At 66.2% G+C, this 26,521-nt stretch carries 26 protein-coding genes and 1 pseudogene; 9 read left to right on the plus strand and 18 right to left on the minus strand.

Going from position 1 to position 26,521, the window contains the following annotated elements:
* The first annotated feature begins 9 nt into the window (after nt 1-9).
* A complete protein-coding gene (gene trmL, locus AC1DOX_RS00510; RefSeq protein WP_092135755.1) occupies nt 10-480 on the plus strand; it encodes a tRNA (uridine(34)/cytosine(34)/5-carboxymethylaminomethyluridine(34)-2'-O)-methyltransferase TrmL in 471 nt (156 codons plus the stop codon).
* Nucleotides 481-493: 13 nt separating this feature from the next.
* On the opposite strand, the gene AC1DOX_RS00515 is transcribed toward trmL, so the two are convergent.
* The 5 genes from AC1DOX_RS00515 to AC1DOX_RS00535 form a co-directional block, all read right to left on the minus strand.
* A complete protein-coding gene (locus AC1DOX_RS00515) occupies nt 494-1,486 on the minus strand; it encodes a Bug family tripartite tricarboxylate transporter substrate binding protein (RefSeq protein WP_441623746.1) in 993 nt (330 codons plus the stop codon).
* An 11-nt stretch (nt 1,487-1,497) separates the two neighbouring features.
* Nucleotides 1,498-2,517 (minus strand): NAD(P)H-dependent glycerol-3-phosphate dehydrogenase, encoded by a 1,020-nt coding sequence (locus AC1DOX_RS00520; RefSeq protein WP_441623744.1) that lies wholly within the window; start codon nt 2,515-2,517, stop codon nt 1,498-1,500.
* 106 nt (nt 2,518-2,623) lie between these two features.
* A complete protein-coding gene (secB, locus tag AC1DOX_RS00525; protein ID WP_092135750.1) occupies nt 2,624-3,139 on the minus strand; it encodes a protein-export chaperone SecB in 516 nt (171 codons plus the stop codon).
* Nucleotides 3,140-3,357: 218 nt separating this feature from the next.
* Nucleotides 3,358-3,615 carry a glutaredoxin 3 gene (grxC, locus tag AC1DOX_RS00530; RefSeq protein WP_092135749.1) on the minus strand — a complete coding sequence of 86 codons (258 nt, stop codon included), beginning with the start codon at nt 3,613-3,615 and terminating at the stop codon, nt 3,358-3,360.
* Nucleotides 3,616-3,705: 90 nt separating this feature from the next.
* Entirely contained in the window at nt 3,706-4,119 is a 414-nt protein-coding gene (locus AC1DOX_RS00535; RefSeq protein ID WP_441623741.1) for a rhodanese-like domain-containing protein, read from the minus strand.
* A 129-nt stretch (nt 4,120-4,248) separates the two neighbouring features.
* Here AC1DOX_RS00535 and gpmA point away from each other — a divergent pair, with 129 nt between their 5' ends.
* The 3 genes from gpmA to AC1DOX_RS00550 all read left to right on the plus strand — a co-directional run bounded on the left by gpmA (nt 4,249) and on the right by AC1DOX_RS00550 (nt 7,625).
* Complete coding sequence (gene gpmA / locus AC1DOX_RS00540) at nt 4,249-4,995, plus strand: 2,3-diphosphoglycerate-dependent phosphoglycerate mutase (RefSeq protein ID WP_092135745.1); 747 nt, start codon at nt 4,249-4,251, stop codon at nt 4,993-4,995.
* A gap of 204 nt (nt 4,996-5,199) precedes the next feature.
* Nucleotides 5,200-6,801, plus strand: coding sequence for a S41 family peptidase (locus AC1DOX_RS00545; RefSeq protein WP_441623739.1), 1,602 nt, complete (start codon nt 5,200-5,202; stop codon nt 6,799-6,801).
* Between the two features lie 74 nt (nt 6,802-6,875).
* Complete coding sequence (locus tag AC1DOX_RS00550) at nt 6,876-7,625, plus strand: HesA/MoeB/ThiF family protein (protein WP_092135742.1); 750 nt, start codon at nt 6,876-6,878, stop codon at nt 7,623-7,625.
* Between the two features lie 343 nt (nt 7,626-7,968).
* Here the strand turns inward: AC1DOX_RS00550 and bfr are convergent, their stop codons facing one another.
* The 10 genes from bfr to AC1DOX_RS00600 form a co-directional block, all read right to left on the minus strand.
* The gene (gene bfr, locus AC1DOX_RS00555) at nt 7,969-8,448 is read right to left on the minus strand and encodes a bacterioferritin (RefSeq protein WP_092135741.1); all 480 of its coding nucleotides are present in this window, start codon (nt 8,446-8,448) and stop codon (nt 7,969-7,971) included.
* A gap of 153 nt (nt 8,449-8,601) precedes the next feature.
* The gene (locus AC1DOX_RS00560) at nt 8,602-8,907 is read right to left on the minus strand and encodes a (2Fe-2S)-binding protein (RefSeq protein ID WP_092135739.1); all 306 of its coding nucleotides are present in this window, start codon (nt 8,905-8,907) and stop codon (nt 8,602-8,604) included.
* A gap of 226 nt (nt 8,908-9,133) precedes the next feature.
* Nucleotides 9,134-10,891: a phosphoenolpyruvate--protein phosphotransferase gene (ptsP, locus tag AC1DOX_RS00565; protein WP_441623736.1), complete on the minus strand. Its 1,758-nt coding sequence runs from the start codon at nt 10,889-10,891 to the stop codon at nt 9,134-9,136.
* 49 nt (nt 10,892-10,940) lie between these two features.
* Nucleotides 10,941-11,210 carry an HPr family phosphocarrier protein gene (locus AC1DOX_RS00570; protein ID WP_092135736.1) on the minus strand — a complete coding sequence of 90 codons (270 nt, stop codon included), beginning with the start codon at nt 11,208-11,210 and terminating at the stop codon, nt 10,941-10,943.
* A complete protein-coding gene (locus AC1DOX_RS00575) occupies nt 11,179-11,634 on the minus strand; it encodes a PTS sugar transporter subunit IIA (protein ID WP_092135734.1) in 456 nt (151 codons plus the stop codon). Before AC1DOX_RS00575 ends, AC1DOX_RS00570 begins: the two co-directional genes overlap by 32 nt.
* A gap of 89 nt (nt 11,635-11,723) precedes the next feature.
* Nucleotides 11,724-12,677 (minus strand): glutathione synthase, encoded by a 954-nt coding sequence (gene gshB / locus AC1DOX_RS00580; RefSeq protein ID WP_441623733.1) that lies wholly within the window; start codon nt 12,675-12,677, stop codon nt 11,724-11,726.
* 78 nt (nt 12,678-12,755) lie between these two features.
* The gene (gene gshA / locus AC1DOX_RS00585; RefSeq protein WP_441623731.1) at nt 12,756-14,051 is read right to left on the minus strand and encodes a glutamate--cysteine ligase; all 1,296 of its coding nucleotides are present in this window, start codon (nt 14,049-14,051) and stop codon (nt 12,756-12,758) included.
* A 479-nt stretch (nt 14,052-14,530) separates the two neighbouring features.
* Nucleotides 14,531-16,066, minus strand: coding sequence for an ammonium transporter (locus AC1DOX_RS00590; protein WP_477101346.1), 1,536 nt, complete (start codon nt 16,064-16,066; stop codon nt 14,531-14,533).
* 32 nt (nt 16,067-16,098) lie between these two features.
* A complete protein-coding gene (locus tag AC1DOX_RS00595; RefSeq protein ID WP_011296481.1) occupies nt 16,099-16,437 on the minus strand; it encodes a P-II family nitrogen regulator in 339 nt (112 codons plus the stop codon).
* Nucleotides 16,438-16,491: 54 nt separating this feature from the next.
* Entirely contained in the window at nt 16,492-17,295 is an 804-nt protein-coding gene (locus AC1DOX_RS00600) for a TorF family putative porin (protein ID WP_092135730.1), read from the minus strand.
* 551 nt (nt 17,296-17,846) lie between these two features.
* Here AC1DOX_RS00600 and AC1DOX_RS00605 point away from each other — a divergent pair.
* Nucleotides 17,847-18,122: an accessory factor UbiK family protein gene (locus AC1DOX_RS00605; protein ID WP_092135728.1), complete on the plus strand. Its 276-nt coding sequence runs from the start codon at nt 17,847-17,849 to the stop codon at nt 18,120-18,122.
* A gap of 89 nt (nt 18,123-18,211) precedes the next feature.
* A pseudogene (locus AC1DOX_RS00610) lies at nt 18,212-19,482 on the plus strand (YifB family Mg chelatase-like AAA ATPase).
* Between the two features lie 325 nt (nt 19,483-19,807).
* Here the strand turns inward: AC1DOX_RS00610 and AC1DOX_RS00615 are convergent.
* Both AC1DOX_RS00615 and AC1DOX_RS00620 read right to left on the minus strand, forming a co-directional pair.
* On the minus strand, nt 19,808-20,452 hold the full coding sequence (locus tag AC1DOX_RS00615; RefSeq protein WP_441618768.1) for a LysE family transporter: 645 nt from the start codon (nt 20,450-20,452) through the stop codon (nt 19,808-19,810).
* 57 nt (nt 20,453-20,509) lie between these two features.
* Nucleotides 20,510-21,112, minus strand: coding sequence for a hypothetical protein (locus AC1DOX_RS00620; RefSeq protein ID WP_441618766.1), 603 nt, complete (start codon nt 21,110-21,112; stop codon nt 20,510-20,512).
* Between the two features lie 182 nt (nt 21,113-21,294).
* Here AC1DOX_RS00620 and AC1DOX_RS00625 point away from each other — a divergent pair, with 182 nt between their 5' ends.
* The 3 genes from AC1DOX_RS00625 to AC1DOX_RS00635 all read left to right on the plus strand — a co-directional run bounded on the left by AC1DOX_RS00625 (nt 21,295) and on the right by AC1DOX_RS00635 (nt 24,790).
* Nucleotides 21,295-21,804 (plus strand): thioredoxin fold domain-containing protein, encoded by a 510-nt coding sequence (locus AC1DOX_RS00625; RefSeq protein ID WP_441618764.1) that lies wholly within the window; start codon nt 21,295-21,297, stop codon nt 21,802-21,804.
* A 178-nt stretch (nt 21,805-21,982) separates the two neighbouring features.
* Entirely contained in the window at nt 21,983-22,516 is a 534-nt protein-coding gene (locus tag AC1DOX_RS00630) for a TlpA disulfide reductase family protein (RefSeq protein ID WP_441618762.1), read from the plus strand.
* 144 nt (nt 22,517-22,660) lie between these two features.
* On the plus strand, nt 22,661-24,790 hold the full coding sequence (locus AC1DOX_RS00635) for an ATP-dependent helicase (RefSeq protein WP_441618788.1): 2,130 nt from the start codon (nt 22,661-22,663) through the stop codon (nt 24,788-24,790).
* Between the two features lie 58 nt (nt 24,791-24,848).
* Here the strand turns inward: AC1DOX_RS00635 and cmdF are convergent, their stop codons facing one another.
* A complete protein-coding gene (gene cmdF / locus AC1DOX_RS00640) occupies nt 24,849-26,465 on the minus strand; it encodes a tyrosine 2,3-aminomutase (protein WP_441618760.1) in 1,617 nt (538 codons plus the stop codon).
* Nucleotides 26,466-26,521 lie beyond the last annotated feature (56 nt).

Below are 26,521 nucleotides of genomic sequence, written 5' to 3' on the forward strand. Positions count from 1 at the left end.
CCAGATCCCATGTTTAACGTCGTCCTCGTCGAACCCGAAATCCCGCCCAACACTGGCAACGTGATCCGCCTGTGCGCCAATACGGGCGCGCAGCTGCATCTGGTCAAACCGCTGGGATTTCCGCTGGAAGACGCGCGCATGCGCCGCGCCGGGCTGGACTATCACGAGTACGCGACGATGCGCGTGCACGAGAGCTGGGACGCATTGATGGCCACCGAGCAGCCCGACCCGACGCGCATGTTCGCGCTCACCACGCATGGCGCCACGCCGTTCGGCCAGGTCAGCTTTGCGCCAGGCGACTGGTTTGTGTTCGGCTCGGAGACGCGCGGGTTGGCGCCAGAACGCCGCGAGTGGTTTCCCGCCGCGCAGCGCATCCGCCTGCCAATGCGCCCCAACAACCGCAGCCTGAACCTGTCGAATACGGTGGCCGTGGTCGTGTTCGAGGCGTGGCGCCAGAACGGCTTCGCCGGCGGCGCCTGACGTTTCGTCGCGCTCAGCCCTCGGGCTGTACGCCAGCGGCTCGGATGACCTTGTCCCAGCGCGCCTTCTCGCTCGCCATCGTCTGCCGCAGCGATGCCGGCGCCGTGCCCGCTGGCACGAAGTACTGCGCACGCATCTTCTCCCGCACGTCGTCGCTGCCGATGATGGCCACCAGCTCGCGATACAGCCGGTCGATGATCGGTGCCGGCGTGCCAGCCGGGGCCAGCACGGCCTGCCAGGAAATCGCCTCGAATCCCGCATAGCCGGATTCCGCCACCGTCGGGACCGAAGGCAGCACGGCAGTGCGGCCGGTGGTGGTCACGGCCAGTATCCGCAGCTTGCCAGCCGTCACCATCGGCATGGCGATCGCCGGGACCATGAATCCGGCCTGTACCTGACCACCGACCATGGCGGTCGTGATTTGCGGAAAGCCGGGATATGGAACATGTTGCAGGTCGATGCCGGCCATCGTCTTGAGTTGCTCCATCGCCAGATGGGCCGCGCTGCCGTTGCCCACCGACCCGTAGTTCAGCGTGCCCGGCTTCGACCTGGCGAGCGCCACGAACTCGCGCAGGTTGTGGACGGGCAGGCGCGCATCGACGACCAGCACGTTTGGCGATGTCGCCACCAGCGTCACGGGCGCCAGCTGGCGCACCGGGTCATAGCTGAGATGGCGGTAGAGCGACGGCGCGGTCACGAGCGGACCGTTGATCGTGAACAGCAGCGTGTAGCCATCGGGCGCCGCCTTGGCCACCATGCCGGTGCCGATATTGCCGCCGGCGCCGGGCCGGTTTTCGATCACCACGGGCTGCCCGAGCACGGCGGCCAGTTTTTCCGTCACCAGGCGCGCCATCAGGTCCGGCGACGAGCCGGGCGGGAACGGCACGATCATGCGGATCGGCTTCGCGGGCCACGTGTCTGCAAGCGCGGCGGGCGCCCAGGCTGCGACGGCGGCGGTTGCGGAGGCGGCAAGGAGCGCCCCGAGGGCGCGGCGGCGTGGAGTCATTGGATGGGAAATTATTCGTCTCGGGCGTCGCGTTGCAGCAGACGGGCGACGGCATCGGCCGCATTCAGGCCTTCAAACAACACCGCGCAGACGGCGCGCGTGATCGGCATGTCCACGCCGTGCCGGGCAGCTAGCGCGGCCACGGCCTGCGCGCAGCGCACGCCTTCGGCCACATGGCCGAGGTCCGCCAGGATCTGGTCAAGGGTCTTGCCGCTGGCCAGTTGCTGGCCGACCTTGCGATTGCGCGACAGGTCACCCGTGGCCGTCAGGATCAGATCGCCCATGCCTGCGAGGCCCATGAAGGTCTCCAGGCGGCCGCCCAGTGCCAGCCCAAGCCGGGTCATTTCGGCCAGACCACGCGTGACCAGAGCCGCGCGGGCGTTCAGGCCGAGTCCGAGCCCATCGCTCGCGCCCGTGGCAATCGCCAGCACGTTCTTCACGGCGCCGCCGACTTCGACGCCAGTCAGGTCGTCGCTGCCATAGATGCGCATCGCGTGGTGGTGGAACGCCGCCTGCGCGCGATCCGCCAGCGTGTGCGCGGACCCGGCCACGGTCAGCGCACATGGCAAGCCCTGGGCCACTTCCTTCGCAAAGCTCGGGCCGGTCAGCACGCCGTATTCGATCTCGCCGGCGGCGACGCCCAGCGCATCGAGTTCCTCCCGCACCATCTGGTGCGGCAGCGCGTGGGTCTCGGCCTCGAAGCCCTTGCAGAGCCAGAGCATCGCCAGCGGCCCCTTGCGGCGCGCCGCCAGCCGGCGCGTCATCTCGCGCAGGCCGGACACCGGCGTCGCCACGATCACGAGGCCATCCGGATCGGCAAGCGCATGGTCGACGGCCCGGTCGAAGTCCAGCTCACAGGCCAGTTTCGGCGCAAGCGGTACCCCGGGAAGATAGGCCGCGTTCGTGCCCGTCCGGGCGATGCCGGCAAGCTGTTCGGGATCGCGGCCCCAAAGCACCACGTCGTGCACGGCGGCAGCATGGCTGGCAAGGGCGGTACCCCAAGCACCGGCGCCGAGGAAGGTCAGTTTCATGGCAGGTCTGGCGGTTGGCGCTGTCATGAAGACAGTATGGACGTCAAAGAAAGCCAAAACGGGGCCGAAGCCCCGTTCTTGCGATGACCGCGGTCAGTCGTCCCGATTAGTGGCGGGCCTGGCTGCCGTCGGGCATGACAATGCCGGATTCTCCACCCTGACCGGCTTCCTGCATGGCAGCCTGCAGGCGTTGCTCGTACAGCGCCTGGAAGTTGATTTCCGACAGGTGGATGGCCTGGAAGCCCGCACGCGTGATCACGTCTGCCACGTTGCCGCGCAGGTACGGATAGAGGATGGTCGGGCAGGCGATGCCCAGCAGCGGGTCAAGCTGCTCCGCGGGCACATTGCGGATGTCGAAGATGCCAGCCTGGTGCGCTTCCACCAGGAATGCCACCTTGTCCTGCACCTTGGTCGTCACGGTGCCCGTCACCACCACTTCGAAGATGCCTTCCTGCAGCTGGGCGGCGGCCACGTTGACCTGCACTTCCACCGACGGCGCTTCCGATTCCAGGAAAATGGCCGGGGAATTCGGCTGCTCCAGCGACATGTCCTTCAGGTACACGCGCTGAATGTTGAAGAAGGGCTGGTCGTCCTGCTGGGTGGCTTGTTGCTGGTCGCTCATATGAGGCTTCCGGATGGTCGGTTTGGGCGCACTGCGCCATGGAGGCCGGCAACGCGAACGGACAGCCACGCCTGGGGCGGAGCCGTTTCGGCGCGGGCCGGCGCCCGGTTGGGAAAACGCATATGGTACATGACGCGGATGGCGAATTCACCCGCCGCCAGCGGAATCAGAGTCTTCCTAGACGAAGCCCCGGCCCACGGGAGCGGGCCGGGGCGCTGTCAGGCTGCCAGCAGGGGCATGAGGCCGCCCTGGCGGTCCAGCGCGGAGAGGTCGTCGAAGCCGCCTACATGTGTCTCGTCGATGTAGATCTGCGGCACGGTCCGGCGGCCGGTGCGCGTCATCATTTCCTCGCGCTTGCCGGGTTCGCGATCGATCAGAATCTTCTCGATCTCACCGACCCCACGTTGCTTCAGCAGGCGCTCGGCCATCTGGCAATAGGGGCACACCACCGTGCTGTACATGACGACGCGGGCCATGCGTGTTCTCCTTGACTTGAAATGCAACGACGCGGACCGCCATGGGCGGATCCGCGCCGTGACTGCAATGATTACTGGACGTTGACTGGGTTACTTGATGACCGGCAGGCCGGCCTGCTGCCAGGCAGCCATGCCGCCCTCCAGCGCGTAGACCTCACTGTACCCGGCTTCCTTCAGGGCTGCTTGCGCCTTGCCCGAGCGCTGGCCGGTCTGGCAGATCACGATGATGGGGACCGCCTTGTCCTTTGCGAGTCCGGGCGCGCGCGAGGGAAGGTCGGCAAGGGGCGCGCTCTTCGCTTGCGGCAGGTGGCCCTTGGCATACTCGGCGGCGTCGCGGATGTCCACCACCACGGCATTGCGCTTATTGATCAGCTGGGTCGCGGCGGCCGTATTGACACGCTTGCCGCCCGTGCCAGCCTTGATCTGCGGCCAGGCCAGCAGGCCGCCGGAGACCACGGCGATGGCGATCAGGGCCAGGTTGTTGTAATCGGCGAAGAAATTCACGTTGGCATTCCGTTGGGTTGGGTCGGCGGCATTATAAAATACGCGGTTTCGCGCCCGCGCCGATATTTGTCGGTGGCCGCCAGCCGGCCAGGCAGGGGCGCCGCAGGTCACTTACTCCCTGGAAGCAGCATGTACAAGCTCGTTCTCATCCGCCACGGCGAATCCACGTGGAATCTCGAAAACCGCTTCACCGGCTGGGTCGACGTCGACCTGACCGATACGGGCGTCGCCCAGGCCACCCTGGCCGGCAAGCTGCTCAAGGAAGCCGGCTTCGCCTTCGATGTGGCCTACACGTCCGTGCTCAAGCGCGCCATCCGCACGCTCTGGCACGTGCAGGACGAAATGGACCAGATGTGGATTCCCGTGCGCAATGAATGGCGCCTGAACGAACGCCACTACGGCGCGCTGGCCGGCCTGAACAAGGCGGAAACCGCCAAGAAGTACGGCGACGAGCAGGTGCTGGTCTGGCGCCGCAGCTACGACACCCCGCCCCCGGCGCTGGAAGCGACCGATGAACGTGCTTCGTTCAACGACCCGCGCTATGCCAATGTGCCGCGCGAGCTGATCCCGCTGACCGAGTGCCTGAAGGACACCGTGGCCCGCGTGCTGCCGCTGTGGAACGAATCGATCGCTCCCGACATCCAATCCGGCAAGCGCGTGGTCATCGCCGCCCATGGCAACAGTATCCGCGCGCTGGTGAAGTACCTGGATCAGATTTCGGATGACGACATCGTCGGCCTCAACATTCCCAACGGCACCCCGCTCGTGTACGAGCTGGACGCCAATCTGCGCCCGCTGCGCCATTACTACCTGGGCGACCAGGAAGCCATCGCCGCATCGCTGGCCGCCGTGGCCAACCAGGGCAAGGCCCGCTGACCGTCCGTGTGGCGTAGAAGCGCCTGCCCGGACGTCCTCCGGGTAGGCGCTGACCGCTTGTGTGGCCGCGCCCACCTCGGATTTGCGGCGCACAGGTCTTTTTTTGCGCACCCTCTTATACTGTCGGTTCGAATCCGGCCCCGGCCTGCCCCCAGGCCGCGCCCGGGCGATATATTGCAACATCCTCACACGTTCAGGCTGCCCATGCGTAAGACGCTCAAGAACATTAGCCTCGTCTCAGTCGGCGTCGTTGCCGGCGTGCTCGCCACGCTGCAGATCTCGGCGACGGCCCAGAATTCGTCCGGGCCGCTGCCGCTCGACCAGCTGCGGCTGATGTCGGACATCTTCGGGCAGATCAAGCGCGAGTATGTGGAGCCGGTCGACGACAAGAAACTGCTGACCGAAGCCATCAAGGGCATGGTCGCCAGCCTCGACCCCCACTCGGCCTACCTGGACGAGAAGGACTTCAAGGAACTGCAGGAAGGCACGCGCGGCCGCTTTGCCGGCCTGGGCATCGAGATCTCGCAGGAAGAAGGCCTGGTCAAGGTCATCAACCCGATCGAGGATACCCCCGCGTTCCGCGCCGGTATCCAGCCGGGCGACCTGATCACCCGCATCGACGACAAGCCCGTGCGCGGCCTGCCGCTGGAGCAGGCGGTCAAGCGCATGCGCGGCGAGCCCGGCACCAAGGTCACGCTGACCATCTATCGCAAGAGCGAGGAACGCACGTTCCCGGTCTCGATCACCCGCGCGGAAATCCGCGTGCAGTCGGTCAAGACCAAGATGCTCGACAACAACACCATCGGCTGGGTGCGCCTGACGAGCTTCCAGGAGCGCACCGTGTCCGACCTGGGGCGCCGCCTGAAGGACATGGCCGACAAGAATCCCGGCCTGAAGGGCATCATCCTGGACCTGCGCAACAACGGCGGCGGCGTGCTGCAAGGCGCGGTCGGCGTGGCCGCGGCGTTCCTGCCGGACGATGCCACGGTGGTTTCCACCAACGGCCAGGTGCCGGACGCCAAGCGCGTCTACAAGGCATCGTTCAACAACTACCGCTTGTCGTCGATCGAGGACGATCCGCTCAAGGACCTGCCGGCAACGTTCAAGAAGATTCCGATGGTCGTGCTGACCAACGCCTACTCGGCATCGGCGTCGGAAATCGTGGCGGGCGCGCTGCAGGATCACCACCGCGCGCTGATCATGGGCAAGACGACGTTCGGCAAGGGCTCGGTCCAGACCGTGCGCCCGTTGACCAACGACACCGGCATCAAGCTGACCATCGCGTACTACTACACGCCGACGGGCAAGTCGATCCAGGCCAAGGGCATCCGTCCGGACATTCCGGTCGACCAGACTCCCGAGGGCGATCCGGACGACGCGCTGATCACGCGCGAGATCGACACCGAGCGCCACCTGCACAACAAGCAGGAGTCGGAAGAGCCGGAAATGAACGAGCGCGAGCAGCGCCGTGTGGAAGAATTGCGCCGCCTGGAAGAAGAGAACGCGAAGAAGACGCCGGAAGAGCGCGAGAAGGATCGCCGCAAGAAGCCGGTGGAGTTTGGCTCCGCGGATGACTTCATGCTCCAGCAGGCGATCGCGCAACTGAACGGCAAGTCGGTCCAGCGCTCGAAGTCGCGCCTGGAGGCGGCCCAGTCCGCAGGCAAGCCGGACAAGGAAAAGGTATCGGACAAGGCCCCGGCCAAGCCGGCGGCCAAACCGGCCGCGGCGCCCAAGCCGGCCAGCCAGCCGCCGGCAAGCGCCCCGATCGGCGATCCGCTCGGCACGCCGACCGGCAAGAACCGCTAAGCGGCGTTTTTCCACCCCTCCCCTGCGCGGCCCGCGGTGCACGACCGACGGGCCGCTTTTGTTTGACGGGCACCATGAACGACGATCAGCTTCTGCGCTACTCGCGCCATATCCTGCTGGATGAACTCGGTATCGAAGGTCAGGAACGCCTGCTGGCCGGGCATGCCCTGGTCATCGGCGCGGGCGGACTGGGGGCGGCGGCACTGCCCTACCTGGCGTCGGCCGGCGTGGGGCGGATCACGATCGTTGACAACGACGACGTCGACCTGACCAACCTGCAGCGCCAGATCCTTCACACGACGGCCAATGTCGGGCGCCCCAAGGTGGAGTCGGCAAAGGAAGGACTGTTGCGCATCAATCCGGGCGTCGACGTCACCCTCATCCCGCAGCGCGTTGGCGATGCCGAACTCGATGGGCTGGTCGCGCTGGCCGATGTGGTGCTGGACTGCTGCGACAACTTTGCCACGCGCCAGGCCGTGAACCGCGCTTGCCTGCGGCACCGCAAGCCACTGGTCTCGGGCGCTGCGCTGCGCTTCGACGGCCAGGTGAGCGTATTCGACCTGCGCCATCCGGATGCACCGTGCTATGCCTGCCTGTTCCCGCCCTCCGAGCCGGCGCCCGAGGCCGCGTGCGCGACCATGGGCGTGTTTGCGCCGCTGGTCGGCATCGTCGGCACGGTGCAGGCGGCGGAAGCCCTGAAGCTGTTGACCGGCGTCGGTCAAACCCTGGCTGGGCGGCTGCTGATGGTCAACGCGATGACGATGGAGTGGACGACGATGCGGCTGGCCCGCACCCCGGACTGCGAGGTTTGCGGCCACCATTGATGTGGGCACTGACGTGGAGCCCTGATGAGGACACTGATGGGTACCGTGGGAGCCACTGAGAAGCGCCCGCGGAATCGGGGCGTTGCGGCGGGCCCTTCAAGCGAGCCCTGGGGCCAGCCATCGAGGCATCGACCCGAGCAACCCATGCGGCGGAGCCCATCCCCGCTGAGTCACTCAAGCCGACGCGATTCGACTAGATGAAGACAAGAATCCGAATGAGAACGGTTAATGACCGGCCCCGCATTCGGACGTGGCGTCATGCAACGCCACGCGGATCGCCGGCCACCGCCTCACTTCCCTGGCAGCGGCTGGCGCATATCCCTTGCTGACGTCGCCTGCGCGCTTACTGCGCGCCCGGCTCCATCTGCGACTGCAGGTAATTCTGCAGGCCGACCTTGTCGATCAGGTCCAGCTGCGTTTCCAGGTACTCGATATGCTCCTCGGTGTCCGTGAGGATATCGACCAGGATCTCGCGGCTGACGTAGTCGCCAACGGATTCGCAATATGCGATGCCTTCCTTTACGGTGGCGTGGGCGGTCTGCTCCAGCTTCAGGTCGCACTTGAGCATTTCGGGCGTATCTTCGCCGAGCAGCAGCTTGTGCAGGTCCTGCAGGTTGGGCAGCCCATCGAGCATCAGAATGCGGTCAATCAGACGGTCGGCGTGCTTCATTTCGCCGATCGACTCTTTGTACTCCACGTCGCCCAGCTTCTTCAGGCCCCAATGGCGGTACATGCGGGCGTGCAGGAAATACTGGTTGATGGCGGTCAGCTCATTCTTGAGCTGGGCATTCAGATGCTGGATGACCTTCTTGTCACCTTTCATTCGGGGCTCCTGTTGCAACGGGCCCGCGTAAAAGCACGACGGGGCGTCTGAAGACGCCCCGTGCAGTCGGAAATCACGAATGCAACAAAAAGCGCGCCGCGGACTTGCCAGTCCGTGGGCGCGCTTCTCAATGCACGCGTTATTCGGTGTATTTCAGGCGACCAGCTCGGTACGCTGGTCATTCGCGACTGCCGGGTCCCGAGTGTCCATTATGGCACGTGACGTGGCCGTGGAACAGGTCGAAATCTCGACAACCTGAATGGTCGAGATCGTGGAAGCCTTCATGTTCTGTACGGCGGCCACGCCTTCGCACAGCACCTGCTGCGCGCAATCGCGGCAACGGCCGCAGCAAGTCCCAACGCCGAGCGTTTCCGCCAGCTCGTCCATCGTCGACACGCCAAGGTGGGCGGCGCCGTGGATTTCATGATCGGTGACCTGATTGCAGATGCAGACGTACACAAAAGCCTCCTGGGGGCAGCGTCGGCACCGGCATGCCGAACGCGATGAGAGGCAGAATATCAGAGATCGAAAATGATAACAATTCCCATTAAGCCACATCGGGAGTCAGCATCGGAAGGATCACAAAACGGTTTTCGAATGGATTCCCAACGCCACTTTTCGGCGCAAAACGCGGCGCTTGCGTTGCAAATCCGCGGACAAAAACCCCAGTTGCCTTAGGGTTGTCTTACGCCGAAAGCTGCTTCAGTGCCGCGGCAAGTTCGTCGGGCTCATAGGCATTGAGCACCCGGTCAACGATCGGACCCAGACTTTCGCAGTGCGCGTGGATGACTTCCTGCTTGACACGCAGCAATTGCGCCGGATGCATGGAGAACTCGCGCAGGCCCATGCCCAGCAGCAGGCGTGTCATGAGGGGGTCCCCGGCCATTTCGCCGCAGACGGCCACCGGTACGCCGGCGCGATTGGCATCGCGGATCGTGCGGGCGATCAATTGCAGCACGGCCGGATGCAGCGGATCGTACAGGTGGGCGACCGCGTTGTCGGCCCGGTCGATGGCCAGCGTGTACTGGATCAGGTCATTGGTGCCGATCGACAGGAAGTCCATGCGCCGCAGGAACAGCGGCAACATCAGCACCGCCGCCGGAATCTCGATCATCGCACCGATCTTCACACCCGGATCGTATGGCTGGCCGCGGTCGTCCAGCTGGCGCTTGGCCTGGGCGATCAGATCCAGCGTCTGGTCGATCTCGCTCGCGTGGGCCAACATCGGTATCAACAACCGCACCGGGCCGAACGCGGAGGCTCGCAACAGGGCACGCAACTGGGTCAGGAACATCGCCGGCTCGGACAGCGACCAGCGGATCGCCCGCAGCCCCAGCGCCGGGTTGAGCGCAGTCTCGAAGTCGTCGCCGCGGCCGTCGAACGGCTTGTCCGCGCCGATGTCGATCGTGCGGATCGTCACCGGCAGGCCGTGCATGGCCTCCACGGCGCCCCGATAGGCGGTGAACTGCTCTTCCTCGTCCGGAAGTTCGCCGCGCCGGTTCATGAACAGGAATTCGGACCGGAACAGCCCCACCCCGACCGCCCCGGCGGCCAGCGCCGCGCCGGCATCCTCGGCCATTTCGATGTTGGCCAGCAGCTCGATCTCAAGCCCGTCCAGCGTAACGGCCGGCGTATGGCGCAACCGTTGCAGGCGCTTCTTCTCCAGCACCCGCTCGCTTTGGCGGTGACGGTATTCCTCGAGGATGATCGCCGACGGGTCCACGATGACCAGTCCGGCATCGCCGTCAATGATGATCCAGTCGTCCTGCCGGATCAGCTCGCTGGCGCTCTTCACGCCCACGGCGGCCGGAATGTCCAGGCTGCGCGCGACAATGGCGGTATGCGATGTGCGCCCGCCCAGATCCGTCACGAAGCCGTGGAAAACGGTGTGGCGGAATTGCAGCATGTCCGCCGGGCCGATGTCGTGGGCCACTACGATCACGCCTGGCGCTGGCACGCCATCCGCGGCCAGCGCAGGCACCGGCGCGGGCGCCAGCACGGGCGCGCCGGCCAGCACCTTGAGAATCCGCTCCACCACCTGCTGGATGTCGGCCTTGCGTTCGCGCAGGTACTCGTCCTCGATTTCCTCGAACTGCCGCATCAGCTCTTCGAGCCGTGTGGTCAGCGCCCACTCTGCGTTGTAGCGGCGATGGAGAATCAGCTCCTCCGGCTCGCGCGACAGCGCCTCGTCGTCGAGGATCATCGTGTGCACGTCGAGGAATGCCCCCATCTCCTCGGGCGCCTCGCGCGGCAGATCGCGCTTGAGCGCGATCAGCTCGGCGCGAACGGCGGCACGCGCCGCGCGCAAACGCTCGACCTCCGCATCCAGCCGGTCTTCGTCGACCAGGTAGTGCGAAACGTCGAGCGCGGCCGGCGCCAGGATGTGGGCACGCCCGATGGCGACCCCACGCGAGACCGGAATGCCGTGCAAGGCAAAGGGCATGAACCGCTCCGTCAGGAACGTTTAAGAATGCGGGTTGTGTCGTCGAATCTCACTCGCCCTCGCCGAAGCGGTTGGCAATCAGCGCCAGCAGCGCGTCCATTGCCTCCTGCTCGTCGGGGCCGTCGGTTTCGATCGTGACCGTGGAGCCAATGCCCGCCGCCAGCATCATCACGCCCATGATGCTCTTGGCATCAACCTGGCGACCGTTGCGGGACATCTTGACCTGGCTCACATAATTGCCCGCCAGTTGCGTGAGCTTGGCGGAGGCACGGGCATGCAGCCCGAGCTTATTGATGATGGTTGTGTCCCTCTGCAGCATATTTGTCGGGATGATTTGCGGTTTGGTTCTGGACGGTGGTCGTACCGACCTGCAGCACACCTTGCGCGCCGCCTGCCAGCGCTTTGGTCGCCAGCTGGTCGAGCTTTTCGGTGCGATAGCAGATAGCCCGCACGAGCATGGGAAGGTTGACGCCGGCCAGCACCTTGACACGGCCCGGCTCCGCCAGGCGCGCCGCAATATTGGCGGGCGTGGCGCCGAAAATATCGGTCAGCACTAGGGCGCCGTTTTCCTCGCACACGGTGGCAAGGCGGCTGCGTGCCTCGGCCAGCACGGCGGCGGGGTCGGCGTCAGGGATGACGTCGATGGCCTCGAGCCGCGGCGGCTGGCCGCAGTAGACGTGGGCAGCGCAATCGCGTAGCGCCGAAGCCAGTGGCGCATGCGCGATGATCAGAATTCCTGCCATGATGGTGAATCCGTTGGACTGCCCGAATTGTAGCAGGCAGCCCAGCGGCCCCTTCCCATGATTGCCCGGGTATGGACGATTGTGGCGCGTTAGCGTCGGTCAGCGGCGACGGCCGCTTCCAGCGCGTCGATAAACATGGCCGCCACAGGGAACCCCGTCTGCTGGGTGATTTCCTGAAAACAGGTCGGACTCGTCACATTTACCTCGGTCAGGCAGTCACCGATCACATCCAGTCCCACCAGCAGCAACCCTTGCTTCCACAGGCCCGGCGCCAGCGTCTCGGCGATCTCGCGATCGCGCGCGCTCAGTTCCTGCGCGCGGCCCAGGCCACCGGCGGCCAGGTTGCCCCGGATCTCGCTGCCTTGCGGAATGCGCGCCAGCGAATACGGCACCGGCTTGCCGCCGATCAGCAGAATGCGCTTGTCACCGTCCTTGATGGCCGGAATGTAGCGCTGGACCATCAGCGTGCGGGCACCGTTGTCGCCCAGCGTCTCGACGATCGCGCCCAGGTTCATGGCGTCCGCGCCCACGCGGAAGATGCCCATGCCGCCCATGCCGTCCAGCGGCTTGACGATGATGTCCTTGTGCTCGGCATGGAACGCGCGGATGCGTCCCGCGTCGCGCGTGACCAGCGTGGGCGTGATGAACTGCGGGTACTGGCCGATTGCCAGCTTTTCCGAGTGATCGCGAATGGCGCGCGGCTTGTTGAAGACGCGTGCGCCCTGTGACTCGGCCAGCTCCAGCAGCCAGGTGCTGGTCACGTACTCCATGTCGAACGGCGGATCCTTGCGCATCAGGACCGCATCGAACGTGCCCAGCGGCATCAGCGCGGCTTCGCCCAGGCGGAACCAGTCGTGCGCGTCTTCCGTGAGGGCCAGCGGCCGCGCCACGGCCTCGACCACGTTGGCCGACAGCGACAACTGCGACTGCAGGCAGAAGAACAGCTCATGCCCACGCGCGGCGGCCTCGGTCATCATGGCGTAGGTGGAGTCCTTGTACGTCTTGAAGGTCTCCAGCGGGTCGGTAATGAAGAGGATGCGCATGATGATTCGTCGCGTTCGCGTCAGAAAGGAAACGTCCGGGCGGGAGATGCCCGGACGGCAGGCGGCGTAAGCCGCGGATCAGAGAATCGGATTCGGGTCGGTCTTCTCGAGTTCCAGCGATGCAGCCAGCAGCGCCAGCCGCGCCACCACGCCATACATGTAGAAGCGGTTGGGCACGGCCGCGCCCGGCTTGGCGTGGCTGTCCGGAATGCCGTTCGGGGCGAACGCCAGCGGCACGAAGTGCATGCCGGGCGCATTCAGGTTCTCGTCGTTACCGCGACCCGTGTGCACGCGGTAGAAGCCGCCAACCACGTAGCGGTCGATCATGTAGACCACCGGCTCGGCCACGGCCTCGTTCACCTTCTCGAACGTGTGCACACCTTCCTGGATGATGACGTCGCTGACCTCAAGGCCTTCCTTGACGACGCTCATCTTGTTGCGCTCCTTGCGGTTGAGACCCTTGACCTCGGACGGGTCCCGCACGGTCATGATGCCCATGCCGTAGGTGCCGGCATCCGCCTTGACCACCACGTAGGGCGTTTCCTTGATGCCGTACTCGCGGTACTTCTTGGCGATCTTCTTGAGCACGCCCTCGACGGCATCGGCCAGCTCTTCCTCGCCCACGCGCTCGTGGAAGTCCACGCCGGTGGTGCGCGCGAAGTACGGGTTGACCATCCACGGGTCGATGTCGATCAGCTTGGCGAACTTCTTGGCCACCTCGTCATAGGCGGCAAAGTGGCTGCTCTTGCGGCGCGTGGACCAGCCCGCGTGCAGCGGCGGCAACAGGTATTGCTCGTTGATGTTCTCGAGGATCGGCGGAATGCCGGCCGAGAGGTCGTTGTTGAGCAGGATCGAGCAGGGATCGAAGTCCTTCAGCCCCAGCCGGCGGCCTTTGGTGCCCAGGCGCGCAAGCGGCTCCACGACCAGCGTCTGACCGTCGGGCAATTCGATCGGCGTTGGTTCGGTGATGTCGTCGGACAGCGATCCCAGGCGCACGTTCAGGCCTGCCTGGCGCATGATCAGCGACAGACGCGCCACGTTCTGCAGGTAGAACATGTTGCGGGTGTGACGCTCGGGGATCAGCAGCAGGTTCTTGGCATCCGGGCAGATCTTCTCGATGGCGGCCATGGCGGCCTGCACGGCCAGCGGCAGCATCTCGGGCGCCAGGTTGTTGAAGCCGCCGGGGAACAGGTTGGTGTCGACCGGGGCCAGCTTGAAACCGGCGTTGCGCAGGTCGACAGAACAGTAGAACGGCGGGGTATGTTCCTGCCATTCCAGCCTGAACCAGCGCTCGATGGACGGCGTGGCGTCCAGGATCTTCTTTTCCAGTTCGAGCAGCGGACCGTTCAGCGCGGTGATGAGATGCGGGACCATATCCATCCTAATTAATCATCTTTTGTTGTCCGCCCCGATTGTAGAGGAACGGCCAACCGGCTGCAGGCAGGCCATACATAAGCATATGCAGCCGCCAGCATAAGGGATAACGATATGGGGACGGCTCCGGGGAATTCAAAGGGCGGGCTGTCGATGCCGGAGTACGCTGTGGTGTGCGGCGGTGCGCAGGGGGCAAAAAAAAGGCGCGGCATGGCGCCGCGCTTTCAAATGGCCTGACAGATACGGGGAGCGTTCTGCAGGTGGAGGAAACTGCCTCACTGGCACTGTATGTGCGCTCCCCCTTAAAGACAATTGAGACTTTTTAAGATCCGATTTAAGCACCCTGCGAATATCCCGCCGCCCCTTGACAACGCTTGGCTGGCGCCCCTCGCAGGCAGAAAAAAGCCCGGCACGTGGCCGGGCAAAACTCCTGAGAGAAGATTCCCAATCAGCTCTCCAGCACAACACTTTCGTTGATATCAGACCTCGTAGGCGGTTTCGCCGTGGGAGGTGATATCCAGACCTTCGCGCTCTTCTTCTTCCGGAACGCGCAGGCCAATCAGCATATCGACCAGCTTGTAGGCCACCAGGGCCACCAGGCCCGACCACACGATGGTGGTCAGCACGCCTTCGAACTGGATCCACACCTGGCCAGCGATGGAGTAGTCGTCAGCCACCTTGTTGGCCACATAGTCATAGATGCCCGTGCCGCCCAGGCTGGGCGAAGCGAACACACCGGTCAGCAGCGCGCCGAGGATACCGCCCACGCCGTGCACGCCGAACACGTCCAGCGAGTCGTCCATGCCGAGCATGCGCTTCAGGCCGGTCACCCCCCACAGGCACAGCAGGCCGGCGATCAGGCCGATCGCGATCGAACCCATCGGACCGACGAAGCCGGCTGCCGGGGTGATGGCCACCAGGCCAGCCACGGCGCCGGAAGCGCCACCCAGCATCGAGGGCTTGCCCTTGCCGATCCACTCGCCGAAGGTCCAGGCCAGCACGGCGCCGCAGGTAGCCAGCAGCGTATTGACGAAGGCCAGGGCGGCGCCGCCGTTGGCTTCCAGGGCCGAACCGGCGTTGAAGCCGAACCAGCCGAACCACAGCAGCGACGCACCCACCATCGTGAAGGTCAGGCTGTGCGGACGGATCGCTTCGCGACCGAAGCCGATGCGCTTGCCGAACATGAATGCGCCCACCAGGCCGGCCACGGCCGCGTTGATGTGCACCACGGTGCCACCAGCGAAGTCGAGCGCGCCCTTCTGGAACAGCCAGCCCGCCTTGGCCGTGGCAGCAGTGCCCGCCGCGGCGTCGGTGTAGGCATCCGGACCCGGCCAGAACCAGACCATGTGGGCCATCGGGATGTACGCGAACGTGAACCACAGCACCACGAACACCAGCACGGCGGAGAACTTGGCGCGCTCGGCGAAGGCGCCGATGATCAGGCCACAGGTGATGGCGGCGAACGCACACTGGAACGCGAAGTAGCCAAGCTCCGGCACGACCACGCCCTTGCTGAAGGTGGCGGCCACGGCGTCAACCGTGAGTCCCTTCATGAAGAGCCGGTCGGTGCCGCCGAAGAACGCGTTGCCCTCGGTGAACGCGAAGCTGTAGCCGTAGACGGCCCACAGGATCGATACCACCGAGAAGATCACCAGGCACTGCATCAGCACCGACAGCATGTTCTTGGAGCGAACCAGGCCGCCATAGAACAGCGCCAGGCCAGGCAGCGTCATCAGGATGACGAAGGCCGTGGAGACCAGCAGCCAGGCGGTATCGCCCTTGTTGGGGACCGGGGCTGCCGGGGCCGCGGCGGCATCGGCCGGGGCGGCGGCAGCAGGAGCCGCTGCGGGAGCGGCGGCCGGCGCAGCGGCCGGGGCGGCGGAAGCGGCCGGAGCCGATGCCTCGGCGGCCGGCTTGTCCTGTGCCACGGCGTGCGTGGACAGGCCGAGTCCGGCCGTGCCGATTGCCAGCGTCATTGCGCCAGCCGTCAGGATTCGCTTGAACCAGGTTTTCATGGGGTGAGCCTCTTGTCTCTGTCTCTCAGTTGTCACAGGGCATCGCTGCCGGTCTCGCCGGTGCGGATGCGAATGACTTGTTCTATCGGAGCGACGAAAATCTTGCCGTCGCCGATCTTGCCGGTCCGGGCCGACTTCTCGATGGCCTCGATGGCACGTTCCACTACGTCGTCGGGCACGGCCACTTCGATCTTCACCTTGGGCAGGAAGTCGACGATGTACTCGGCGCCGCGGTACAGCTCCGTATGGCCCTTCTGGCGACCAAAGCCCTTGACTTCGGTCACGGTGATACCGGACACGCCGACGTCGGAGAGCGCCTCGCGCACCTCGTCCAGCTTGAACGGCTTGATGACTGCAATGATGAGTTTCATCCGATTTCTCCTCGGGGCGGCCTCCTCAGGCGGGCCGCCCGGCCTCATACGCTGTTAGAAAGTCTTGGTGATCGAAGCCCAGGCCGTCGCCTTGCCCACGTAGCGGCCGCGCGTGTTGGTGTAGACGGTCTTGTCGGCATTGGTGTCGATGTACGCCACCGCGACAGAGAAGCCCTTGCCCAGATCCTTGGTCAGGCCGATCTTCCAGTCGGTGTACGACGCATCGCTGAAGTGACGGACGCCCTGGTAGCCCACGTGGGCATTCAGCGTCAGGTCCCAGAAGTTCAGCGGCACGTTGGCGGTCAGGTCGATGTAGTAGCTGTTCTTGCTGTCGTCGAAGCCGAACAGGTTGGTCACCGCGTGCGAGTACTTCAGGAACACCGGACCCCAGCCCATGCCGGCGTACAGTTCCGTGGTGTACGGACGGGTCGTGGTGTAGCCGCCCGGGTAGTAGTACTGCAGCACGCCCACGTCATAGTTGAACTCGACCTCGGACACCTTGAAGGTGTTCTTGAAACCACCGTAGAAGTCCATTTCCACCGGGGCCGATACGGACGAGTCGGCGTCCTCGAGCCAGCTGATGCTGGAGTTCCAGTTGCCGAGGTAGAAGCCGCTCGAGTGCGCGTAGTCAAAACCGCCCTGGATCGCCGGACGACGGTTGGTCTGGCTGATACCGCGATAGCGGTAGTCGGTGACCAGCGAGACGTTAGCCGTGAACGTATGCGGCGATGCTTCCTCTGCGGCGGGCGCGGCTGCGGGGGCGGCCGGCGCTTCAGCGGCCGCCTGTGCGAACGCGGCGGGGGCGGCGAGGCTAAGCAGGGCCGCAGTGGCGCTGGCTGCGAGGCTCAACTTCTTCATCGGGGTTTCTCCTTTTCCTTAAGTCTTCGCGGGCTCGAATTGAGGGAACTGCTACTTTTGTTTTCTTGCTTTGGGTACTGACGCCCCTGACCGTTACTACTGCAACAGCCGTGCCAGCCTCCGCCCCGTCCCGAGGCATCGCGGGCAAACCCCTACCGAACGTCGACGAGCGTCGCCGGAGCCACTTTGGAGACGATCGGGGGCGTCATTCGCACACACGCGAATCCGTTAAAAGATGTGAGCAACCCTTGCCGGCGCTTTCATGGCGGGCGCCAAAGGGCCATAATCCGCCTCATGCAGGGCCAAGTGCTGCCCGCGTGGCGTGCCCGATGCGTGCCCGACCCTCTGGGTGCGGTCCAAGTGCGGTCCAAGTGCGGTCCAGGTGCGGTCTGGCCGGCCGGTGTCGCGGTACGCCCCAGACAAGTGCATCGCAATGGGTGCGGTGCCCGCCCTTAGCCCCGCCTTTTCGCACCATTGCGGTGCCGGAGTGCGGATGGCGGCGCAGCCTGGCCTCTCAACCGGATCTAATTGGTCACAACAGGAGTTCCACCATGAAACCGACCGATCTCTTCAACGACCTGCAGAGCAAGGTCAGCGAAGCGCTGCGCAACTCGCCGGCCAAGGACATCGAGAAAAACGTGCGCAGCATGATGACCCAGGGCTTTGCGCGCCTCGACCTGGTCACGCGCGAGGAATTCGATGTCCAGTCGCAGGTGCTGGCCCGCACGCGCGCGCGCCTGGAGGAACTGGAAGCCCGCGTGGCCGAACTCGAACGCCGCGCCGGCGTGGCGCCGGGGGCCGGCGGGACGTCCACCGGCGGGGTATGAGACCCCCCACGCAACACCGCATCACGCCAGAAGGCCGCCGGATTCCGGCGGCCTTTTTCATTCCCGGTCGTTAGCAATTTCGCAAAGGTATGAGCCTCGCTGTCCTGCGCAGCCGCGCCCTGACCGGCATCGAGGCGCCCCCGGTCTCGGTGGAGATCCATCTCGCCAACGGCTTGCCCGTCTTCAACATCGTCGGCCTGGCCGACACCGAGGTCCGCGAGAGCCGGGAGCGCGTGCGAGCTGCCCTCGTCAACAGCCAGTTTGAATTCCCGAGCCGGCGTATCACCGTCAATCTCGCCCCCCGCCGACCTGCCGAAGGAATCGGGTCGGTTCGACCTCGCCATCGCGCTGGGCATCCTGGCAGCCAGCGGGCAAATCCCCGCCGACGGCCTCGATGCGTTCGAATTCGCGGGCGAACTTTCGCTGGCTGGCGACCTGCGCCCGGTGCGGGGTGCACTGGCAATGGCCATGGGACTGGCGCGCGACAACGCCCGGCGCGCAGCCAACGGCTTGCCGGCGCGCGCGTTCGTCGTCGCCGCCGGCAACGGCCCCGAGGCGGCGCTGATCGATGGCCTGGCGGTCTACCCGGGTGCGACGCTCCTTGATATCTGCAACCACCTGAGCCCGCTGCCGGATCGCCGGCTGCCACAGGCCCGGCCACCCGCGCTGGCCGCCCGCGCGGACGGCGGCCCGGACATGCGCGATGTGCGCGGCCAGTTGCAGGCAAGGCGCGCGATGGAAGTAGCCGCCGCCGGCCAGCATTCGGTGTTGTTGCTCGGCCCACCCGGCACGGGCAAATCGATGCTCGCGCAGCGCTTTCCCGGCATGTTGCCGCCGATGACCCAGCAGGAGGCGCTGGAGGCCGCGGCGGTGCAGAGCCTGACCACGGGCAGCTTCCAGCCCGCGCTCTGGGGCCGCAGGCCGTTTCGCAGCCCGCACCACACGGCCAGCGCGCCCGCGCTGGTGGGCGGTGGCGGCAACCCGAGGCCGGGCGAGATCTCACTGGCCCATCACGGCGTGCTGTTCCTCGACGAGCTCCCGGAGTTCGAACGCAAGGTGCTGGAGGTCCTGCGCGAGCCGCTGGAAACCGGCCGCATCACGATCTCGCGCGCGATGGCCCAGGCAGTGGATGCCCAATGGTGATCTGTCCGGGCGCGAGATCGACGCCCATTGCCCGCTCGGCAACGACGCACAGAACCTGTTGCGCGGCGCGATGCAGACGCTCGGCTGGTCCGCGCGCGCGTACTTCCGCGTGCTGAAGGTGGCGAGGACCATCGCGGATCTGGAAGGGACGAGCGTGCTGACCGCCGCCCATGTCGCCGAGGCCATCCGGTATCGGCGCGCGCTACGCACGGCATGAAGGCGGGCCGGCAAGGCCCGCCCTCAACCGGGGCACGTGGAAACTGGACGCGTGAAAACGGGACGCGTGACTTTCCGCGCCCTCACCCCTCACCTCCTCACACAGGAGGTTCGACGGGCGGCGGGGGTGGCTCCTCGATTGGCGGCAGATCCGGGGGAATGCCGGGCGGGATCGGCTCCTCAGGGGGAGGCTCCCGGTGTGCAGTGACAGGGGCACTGAGGGGGAAGGCGTCGCGCATCGGGCTCTCCAGGCAACCGGTCTACCCCCATTGAAGCAAACCCGGCCAGCGGGCGCCAGCCGGAATCTTTCGGCCTATGCCGACGCGTCAGGCCGGATGGCGCCGCACAAAGAACAGCGCGGTGCCCACCGCCACCAGCACGCCGCCAAAGAACCGGTTCTGCCAGCGCACGGCGCGGGCGTTGCGGAACAGGCCCTGCATGCGCGACGCCAACAGCGCGTAGCCGTGCATGACGACCAAATCGACGCCGCACATCGTGGCCGCGAGAATCGCCAGCTGGGGTCCCAGCGGATGCGTCGGGTCGATGAACTGCGGCAGCACCGCGACCATGAAGATGATGCCCTTGGGGTTCGTCACGTTGGTCAGCAGCCCGGTCGCAAAGCGGCGATGCGGGCTCATCACGGCCATGCGCACGCTCGCATCCTTTCCGTCATCCTTGCCCGATTCCACCTTGGCGCGCCATTGCTGGATGCCGAGGTAGATCAGGTAGGCGGCACCCACCGTCTTGACGACCAGGAACGCCTCCTCGGACGCTAGCAGCAGCGCACCCAGCCCGCCGCCGGCCACCAGCAGGATGATGACCAGCCCCAGCTGCAGGCCGAGGATCGTCGTCGACGTCTTCTTCAGCCCATACGACAGGCCATGGCTCATTGACAACACCGCGCCCGATCCCGGCGAGATCGCGATGACCCAGCACGCGGCGAAATAGGCCAGCCAGACTTCCCAACGCATTTCCACTCTCCTAGCTACAGATTCGCAAAGCGCCGACCGCCGGCACTCCGCATCGATTCAAAACGGATGAAAGCCGCTCAGGAACTGATCGACCTGCTCCGCCTGCCGGCCGTCCCGCGCGGCATCGCCGGCCTCCAGCACCACGGCCTGATAGACGTGCACGCCCGAGGCGACCAGCCGCGCGGTCAATCGGCGCGGCGACTTGTCTTGCGGCGAGACGCCGGTCACGGTCAGTTCCACGCCATCGAGCACGACGGGCGGCTGGGCGGCGGACTTGATCGCGACCGCGCGCGCACGCATCGGCGTTTCGGGGTGCGCGCCCAGGTTGGCCACCAATCCGTCCTGCATCGACGCCAGTGCGTCGCGCCGCAGCGCGGCATCGTCGGCGGGCAACGTGACGACGCCGACCGCGAACAGCGTGTTATCCACGCGTGCGGCCTCCATCGTCATGGGCAGCTTGCGCCCGGCGATAGCCACATCGCGCGCGGCGCTGGTTGGCTTGCCCGGGTAGAGGGCCGCATAGTGGCCATCGCTGGAGACAATCGTCCGCCAGTCATAGCGCGGCGAGCAGCCGGCAAACGCCATCAGCGTCGTCAGCGCCAATAGCGGCAATAGCGCGGCGGCGGAATGCAGGGGCGGGCGGAAATTCAGGCGGCGCATGGGGGGCAGGCCGGAGTACGGGGGCGGGTTGACGGATGGCGTGCGGCCGGTAGTGGCCGGTTCGAAAGACGGGCGCGGAGGGCGCCGCATCGCGCACCCGCACACCTTCAGGCGCAAGCCGCTATTATCCCGGAAGCCGTGCGTGCCCGCTTGCCGCCGGCATCGCTTTTTTCCGAGCTCCCATGCCCCCTCGCCTGCCCACGCATCGCCCGCCCGCGTCCCGCCGCGCCGTGCCCTGGCTTGCCGCCCTTGCGCTCGCGCTCGGCGCGGGAACCAGCCTTGCCGCCGGACACCTGCCACCCGTGACGGACGTGGCCGCCCAGTCGACCGCCGCCGCCCGGGACGGCGAACCGCTCGTGGTCCTGGTCAGCCTGCCGGGCTGCACGTATTGCGAGACCGTACGCCGCAACTACCTTGCACCGCAGGTGGCGGCCGGTGAAATTGCCGCCCGCGAGGTCGACATGACCGCCGATACGCCGATGCGCGACGTCGACGGATCGATGACCACGGCAAAGCAGTGGGCGCGCGCGCACAACATCTCCGTGGCCCCGACCGTGCTGTTTCTCGACCGGAACGGCCGGAACGTGGCCAGCCCGCTCCGGGGGCTGCAGGGCGATTTCTACGGGGCGTACCTGGAACAGGCCCTGGACGAGGCACGCGCCAGGATCGCCGCGAACGCGCCGGCGCGGTGATCCGCTGATCCGCCGGCCTGGTGGCCGATACGGCTGAAGCCTCCCGGCCCTTGCGGCCATTTGCCGCAGGTCACCCGCACCGGACTGCCGGCGGCACAGACCGGCGCCGCCAGCAGTAGAATGGCCGGTGTTCCGGGCCACGCCGCTCGCCGACTTTTCCCATCGGGACCGCTACTCCATGTCGACTTCCGCCTCTCCCGCCACTTCGCGCAAGCGCTGGCCCATCGCCGCCGCCGTCGTGGTGATCGCACTGCTTGGCTTCTTCGGTTATCGTGCCCTGACGCCGGCCAGCACCGTGCCGGCTGCCACCTTCACCCTGCTGTCGGGTGAAAAAGTCAGCACCGCCGACCTCAAGGGCAAGGTCTACCTGGTCAACTTCTGGGCCACGAGCTGCACCACCTGCGTCAAGGAAATGCCGGACATGGTGCGCACCTACAAGCAGTACAAGGACAAGGGACTGGAGTTCGTGGCCGTGGCCATGAACTACGATCCGCCGATGTACGTCATGAATTACGCCAAGACCCGCGAACTGCCGTTCAAGGTGGCGATGGACTCCGACGGCGCCGCCGCCAAGGCCTTCGGCAATGTCCAGCTGACCCCGACCACCTTCGTGGTGGACAAGAACGGGAAGATCCTCAAGCGCTACGTCGGCGAACCCGAGTGGGATGCGCTGCACAAGCTGCTCGACGGCGCACTGGCCAGCGCGGCCTGACCCCACGCCTCCTCACTGGAAAGGTGCCCATGCGGCACCTTTTTTGTTGGCTTTTCGGCGCCGCCGCACGGGCGGCTTGCCTGGGGTGGCTGTATGGATATACAGTGGGCGCCAGATTTTTCTCAGCCGCTCGCCACCCTGCCCGTGCCCCCGGATCTCGCCCCTGATGTTGATATCGCCCTCGCCGACGTTCGCGCCGGCGAGCCTGCGGGCGTCCATGCCGACGCCTCGCCGGCCTACCTCTCGCGGCTGAACCCCGAGCAGCGGGCTGCGGTGGAACACCCCGGCGACGCGCCGCTGCTGATCATTGCCGGCGCGGGGTCCGGAAAGACCAATACGCTGGCACATCGCGTGGCGCATCTGGTGCTGGCGGGCGCCGATCCGCGCCGCATCCTGCTGCTGACGTTTTCCCGCCGCGCCGCGGCCGAGATGGGTCGCCGCGTGGAGCGCATCGTCGACCAAGCACTTGGCACGCAGACCGGCGCCGGCCGGGCCGCGTTGCAGTGGTCGGGCACCTTCCATGCAATCGGCGCGCGGCTGCTGCGCGAATACGCGGAGACGCTCGGGCTGGCACCCACCTTCACCATCAGCGATCGCGGCGACGCGGCGGACCTGATGCATGTCGTGCGGCACGACCTGGGCCTGTCGGAGCAGACCTCGCGCTTTCCGCGCAAGGAGACCTGCCTGGCGATCTACTCGCGCGTGGTCAACACGCAGCTGCCGCTGGAGGTGGTGCTCAAGACCCAGTTCCCCCGCTATGCGATGTGGGCAGATGCGCTCAAGGGCCTGTTCGCCGGCTATGTGGCGGCCAAGCAGAAGCAGCAGGTGCTCGACTACGACGACTTGCTGCTCTACTGGGCGCAGGCACTGACCGAGCCGGCACTGGCGCTGGACATGGGCGCGCGGTTCGACCACGTGCTCGTCGACGAATACCAGGACACCAACGCGCTGCAGGCATCGATCCTGCTGGCGCTCAAGCCGGATGGACGCGGCCTCACCGTGGTGGGCGATGACGCACAGTCGATCTATGCGTTCCGCGGCGCCACGGTGCGCAATATCCTCGACTTCCCCACGCATTTCTCGCCCGCCGCGCACCAGGTCACGCTGTCCCGGAACTACCGCTCGACGCAGCCCATCCTGACCGCCGCCAACGCGGTCATCGGACTGGCGGCCGAACGCTTCACCAAGGACCTCTGGTCCGACCGGGAATCGGCGGAAAAGCCGGGCGTCGTGGTCGTCAACGATGAAGCCGATCAGGCGCGCTTCGTGGTGGAGCAGATTCTTGCCCGACGCGAGGCCGGCTTGTCGCTCATGGCACAGGCCGTCCTGTTCCGCGCAGCCGACCACAGCGCGCAGGTGGAGATCGAACTCGCCAGGCGCAACATCCCGTTCGTGAAATTCGGTGGCCTGAAATTCCTGGAATCGACCCACGTCAAGGACGTCATGGCCGTGGTGCGCTGGCTCGAAAATCCGCGCGACCGCATGGCCGGCTTCCGCACGCTGCAACTGCTGCCGGGCATCGGGCCGAAGACGGCCGCGCGTGTGCTGGAGGGACTGGAGACCGCGCAGGAGCCGCTCGTGGCGCTGGAAGCCTTCGAGCCCCCGCCCGCGGCGGTGCCAGCCTGGGAGGACCTGATCGCGCTGGCGCGCACGCTGATGGCACCCGCCTCGCCGTGGCCTTCCGAGTTCGAGCAGGTTGTCGCGTGGTACCTGCCGCATCTGGAGCGCATCCACGACGACGCCCCCGCGCGTCAGGCGGACCTGCAGCAGATCGAGCGCATCGCGGCCACCTATGCATCGCGCGAACGCTTTCTCACCGAACTGACGCTCGACCCGCCCAGCGCGTCGAGCGACGAATCCGGCGTGCCGTCACGCGACGAGGATTACCTGATCCTGTCGACGATCCATTCGGCCAAGGGGCAGGAGTGGAAGGCGGTGTACGTGCTCAACGCGGTGGACGGCTGCATGCCGTCCGACCTCGCCACGGGCACCACGGAAGAAATCGAAGAGGAACGCCGCCTGCTGTACGTGGCGATGACGCGCGCGAAGGATCATCTGGACATCGTGGTGCCGCAGCGGTTCTACGTGCACCAGCAGGTGGGCTTTGGCGATCGTCACGTCTACGCATCGCGCACGCGCTTCCTGCCCAACCGCGTGATGCCGAACTTCTACAGCCGGTCCTGGCCGCCGCCGCCCATGCCGGGCGACGCGCCCGCGAAGACGCCGCTGCCGCAGGTCGACCTCGCCAGCCGCATGCGCAACATGTGGAAGTAGCGCTGGCGGGGCCGTTCAGATCCCGGCAACGACGCCAGGATCTTTTTGAAACGACCTCTTATTGGACGTCCACGCCCGCGCGGCGTACGACATCCAGCACTGCCCCGTCGCGCAGCAGCGCGGCGATCGATTCGATGTCGTCGGTCATGTAGCGATCCATCGCCAGGAACGGCACGCGCTCGCGGACGAACCCGAACACCGCGCGGCCGGCCGGCGCCAGTTGCTCCACGGCGCCCGCGAGTTCGGCGGCCTGACACGCGGCCAGCAGCTCGATGGCCAGGATGTACTGGTTGTTGTCCAGGATGCGGCGCGCGTTGCGGGCCGCGATCAGCCCCATGCTCACCACGTCCTGATTGTCGCCATTCGACGGCACACTCTGGATGCTGGCCGGGCTGCAGATCGTGCGGTTCTCCGCGATCAGCGCCGTCGCCGGGTATTGCGCGCCAGCGAAGCCGCAGGACAGGCCCTCGTTGGCGGCCGCCAGGAACGCCGGCAGGCGGTTGTTCAGGTGCGGGCTCAGCAGGCGGTTCAGGCGGCGCTCCGACACCACGCCCAGTTGCGTGGCGGCGATGGCCAGGAAGTCCATCGCAAAGGCCACCTGCTGGCCGTGGAAATTGCCGCCGTGGAACAGCGCGCCATCATCGAAGAACAACGGGTTGTCGTTCGACGAGTTGAGTTCGCGCTCGACCACGGTGGCGCAGTGTTCCAGCGTGTCGCGCACGGCGCCGAGCACTTGCGGAATGCAACGCAGCGTGTACGCCTTCTGGATGAACACGCCCGTCCCGGTGTTTTTCTCGTCGCCGGCACGCGTCTTCATCTCGGCGGACAGCTCGCCGTGCCCCGCGAGCCGGTCGGAATCGGCCAGCAGCGCGCGCATGTTGGCGGCCGAGCGGATCTGTCCGGGGTGCGGCTTGGCGATGTCGTGGCCGTGGGTCATGAAGGCATCGGCGGAAGCCGACAGGCCCTCCAGCGCCAGCGCGGCGATGATCTCGGCCTGCGTGACCTGCGCGCGCAACGTCTCCAGCAACAGGCACGACACCCCGGTCATCGCGGACGTGCCGTTGATCAGCGCCAGGCCTTCCTTGTACGCCAGCGCGATCGGCGCAATGCCGTGCTCGCGCAGCACATCGGCCGTCGGCGCCGTGCCACCATCGGCCGTCAGCACCTTGCCTTCGCCGATCAGCGTGATGGCCACGTGCGACAACGGTGCCAGGTCGCCACTGGCACCCAGTGACCCCACCTGCGGCACGGCCGGCGTGATGCCGGCTTCCAGGTACTTCAGCAGTTGCTCAATGACGACAGGCCGCACGGCCGAATAGCCGCGCGACAGGGCGTTGGCGCGCGCCACCATCATCGCGCGGACCTCATCGCGCGAAAACAACGGACCGACGCCGGCACAGTGGCTGCGCAGCAGGTTTTCCTGCAGCGCCCGGCCGTGCTCGATATCGACCCAGTTGTGGACGAGTTCGCCAAACCCAGTGGATACACCATAGATCGGCACATTCGCCGCGGCCACCTGCTCAAAGCGCGCGCGGGCTTCTCCCACCTTGTCCATGACGGCGCCGGGCACGCGTGCGGCGCGGCGGCCACGGGCCACGGCAACCACGGCAGGAGCGGTCAGGTGATGGCCGTCGATCTCGGCGGCGTGCATGGCGGAGCGGGAAACTTCAGACATGGGGCGAATCCGTGGCTTGAATCGTGGGGTAAGGGGTACGCGCGCAGGCGCGAGGG

It is taken from the genome of Cupriavidus sp. 01L415, from assembly GCF_056400065.1.

What these genes read in the sequence shown, in the direction of transcription:
- trmL (WP_092135755.1), top strand. Translation starts at nt 10, where the DNA reads ATGTTTAACGTCGTCCTCGTCGAACCCGAAATCCCGCCCAACACTGGC.
- AC1DOX_RS00515 (WP_441623746.1), bottom strand. Translation starts at nt 1,486, where the DNA reads ATGACTCCACGCCGCCGCGCCCTCGGGGCGCTCCTTGCCGCCTCCGCA.
- AC1DOX_RS00520 (WP_441623744.1), bottom strand. Translation starts at nt 2,517, where the DNA reads ATGAAACTGACCTTCCTCGGCGCCGGTGCTTGGGGTACCGCCCTTGCC.
- secB (WP_092135750.1), bottom strand. Translation starts at nt 3,139, where the DNA reads ATGAGCGACCAGCAACAAGCCACCCAGCAGGACGACCAGCCCTTCTTC.
- grxC (WP_092135749.1), bottom strand. Translation starts at nt 3,615, where the DNA reads ATGGCCCGCGTCGTCATGTACAGCACGGTGGTGTGCCCCTATTGCCAG.
- gpmA (WP_092135745.1), top strand. Translation starts at nt 4,249, where the DNA reads ATGTACAAGCTCGTTCTCATCCGCCACGGCGAATCCACGTGGAATCTC.
- AC1DOX_RS00545 (WP_441623739.1), top strand. Translation starts at nt 5,200, where the DNA reads ATGCGTAAGACGCTCAAGAACATTAGCCTCGTCTCAGTCGGCGTCGTT.
- AC1DOX_RS00550 (WP_092135742.1), top strand. Translation starts at nt 6,876, where the DNA reads ATGAACGACGATCAGCTTCTGCGCTACTCGCGCCATATCCTGCTGGAT.
- bfr (WP_092135741.1), bottom strand. Translation starts at nt 8,448, where the DNA reads ATGAAAGGTGACAAGAAGGTCATCCAGCATCTGAATGCCCAGCTCAAG.
- ptsP (WP_441623736.1), bottom strand. Translation starts at nt 10,891, where the DNA reads ATGCCCTTTGCCTTGCACGGCATTCCGGTCTCGCGTGGGGTCGCCATC.
- AC1DOX_RS00570 (WP_092135736.1), bottom strand. Translation starts at nt 11,210, where the DNA reads ATGCTGCAGAGGGACACAACCATCATCAATAAGCTCGGGCTGCATGCC.
- AC1DOX_RS00575 (WP_092135734.1), bottom strand. Translation starts at nt 11,634, where the DNA reads ATGGCAGGAATTCTGATCATCGCGCATGCGCCACTGGCTTCGGCGCTA.
- gshB (WP_441623733.1), bottom strand. Translation starts at nt 12,677, where the DNA reads ATGCGCATCCTCTTCATTACCGACCCGCTGGAGACCTTCAAGACGTAC.
- gshA (WP_441623731.1), bottom strand. Translation starts at nt 14,051, where the DNA reads ATGGTCCCGCATCTCATCACCGCGCTGAACGGTCCGCTGCTCGAACTG.
- AC1DOX_RS00590 (WP_477101346.1), bottom strand. Translation starts at nt 16,066, where the DNA reads ATGAAAACCTGGTTCAAGCGAATCCTGACGGCTGGCGCAATGACGCTG.
- AC1DOX_RS00595 (WP_011296481.1), bottom strand. Translation starts at nt 16,437, where the DNA reads ATGAAACTCATCATTGCAGTCATCAAGCCGTTCAAGCTGGACGAGGTG.
- AC1DOX_RS00600 (WP_092135730.1), bottom strand. Translation starts at nt 17,295, where the DNA reads ATGAAGAAGTTGAGCCTCGCAGCCAGCGCCACTGCGGCCCTGCTTAGC.
- AC1DOX_RS00605 (WP_092135728.1), top strand. Translation starts at nt 17,847, where the DNA reads ATGAAACCGACCGATCTCTTCAACGACCTGCAGAGCAAGGTCAGCGAA.
- AC1DOX_RS00615 (WP_441618768.1), bottom strand. Translation starts at nt 20,452, where the DNA reads ATGCGTTGGGAAGTCTGGCTGGCCTATTTCGCCGCGTGCTGGGTCATC.
- AC1DOX_RS00620 (WP_441618766.1), bottom strand. Translation starts at nt 21,112, where the DNA reads ATGCGCCGCCTGAATTTCCGCCCGCCCCTGCATTCCGCCGCCGCGCTA.
- AC1DOX_RS00625 (WP_441618764.1), top strand. Translation starts at nt 21,295, where the DNA reads ATGCCCCCTCGCCTGCCCACGCATCGCCCGCCCGCGTCCCGCCGCGCC.
- AC1DOX_RS00630 (WP_441618762.1), top strand. Translation starts at nt 21,983, where the DNA reads ATGTCGACTTCCGCCTCTCCCGCCACTTCGCGCAAGCGCTGGCCCATC.
- cmdF (WP_441618760.1), bottom strand. Translation starts at nt 26,465, where the DNA reads ATGTCTGAAGTTTCCCGCTCCGCCATGCACGCCGCCGAGATCGACGGC.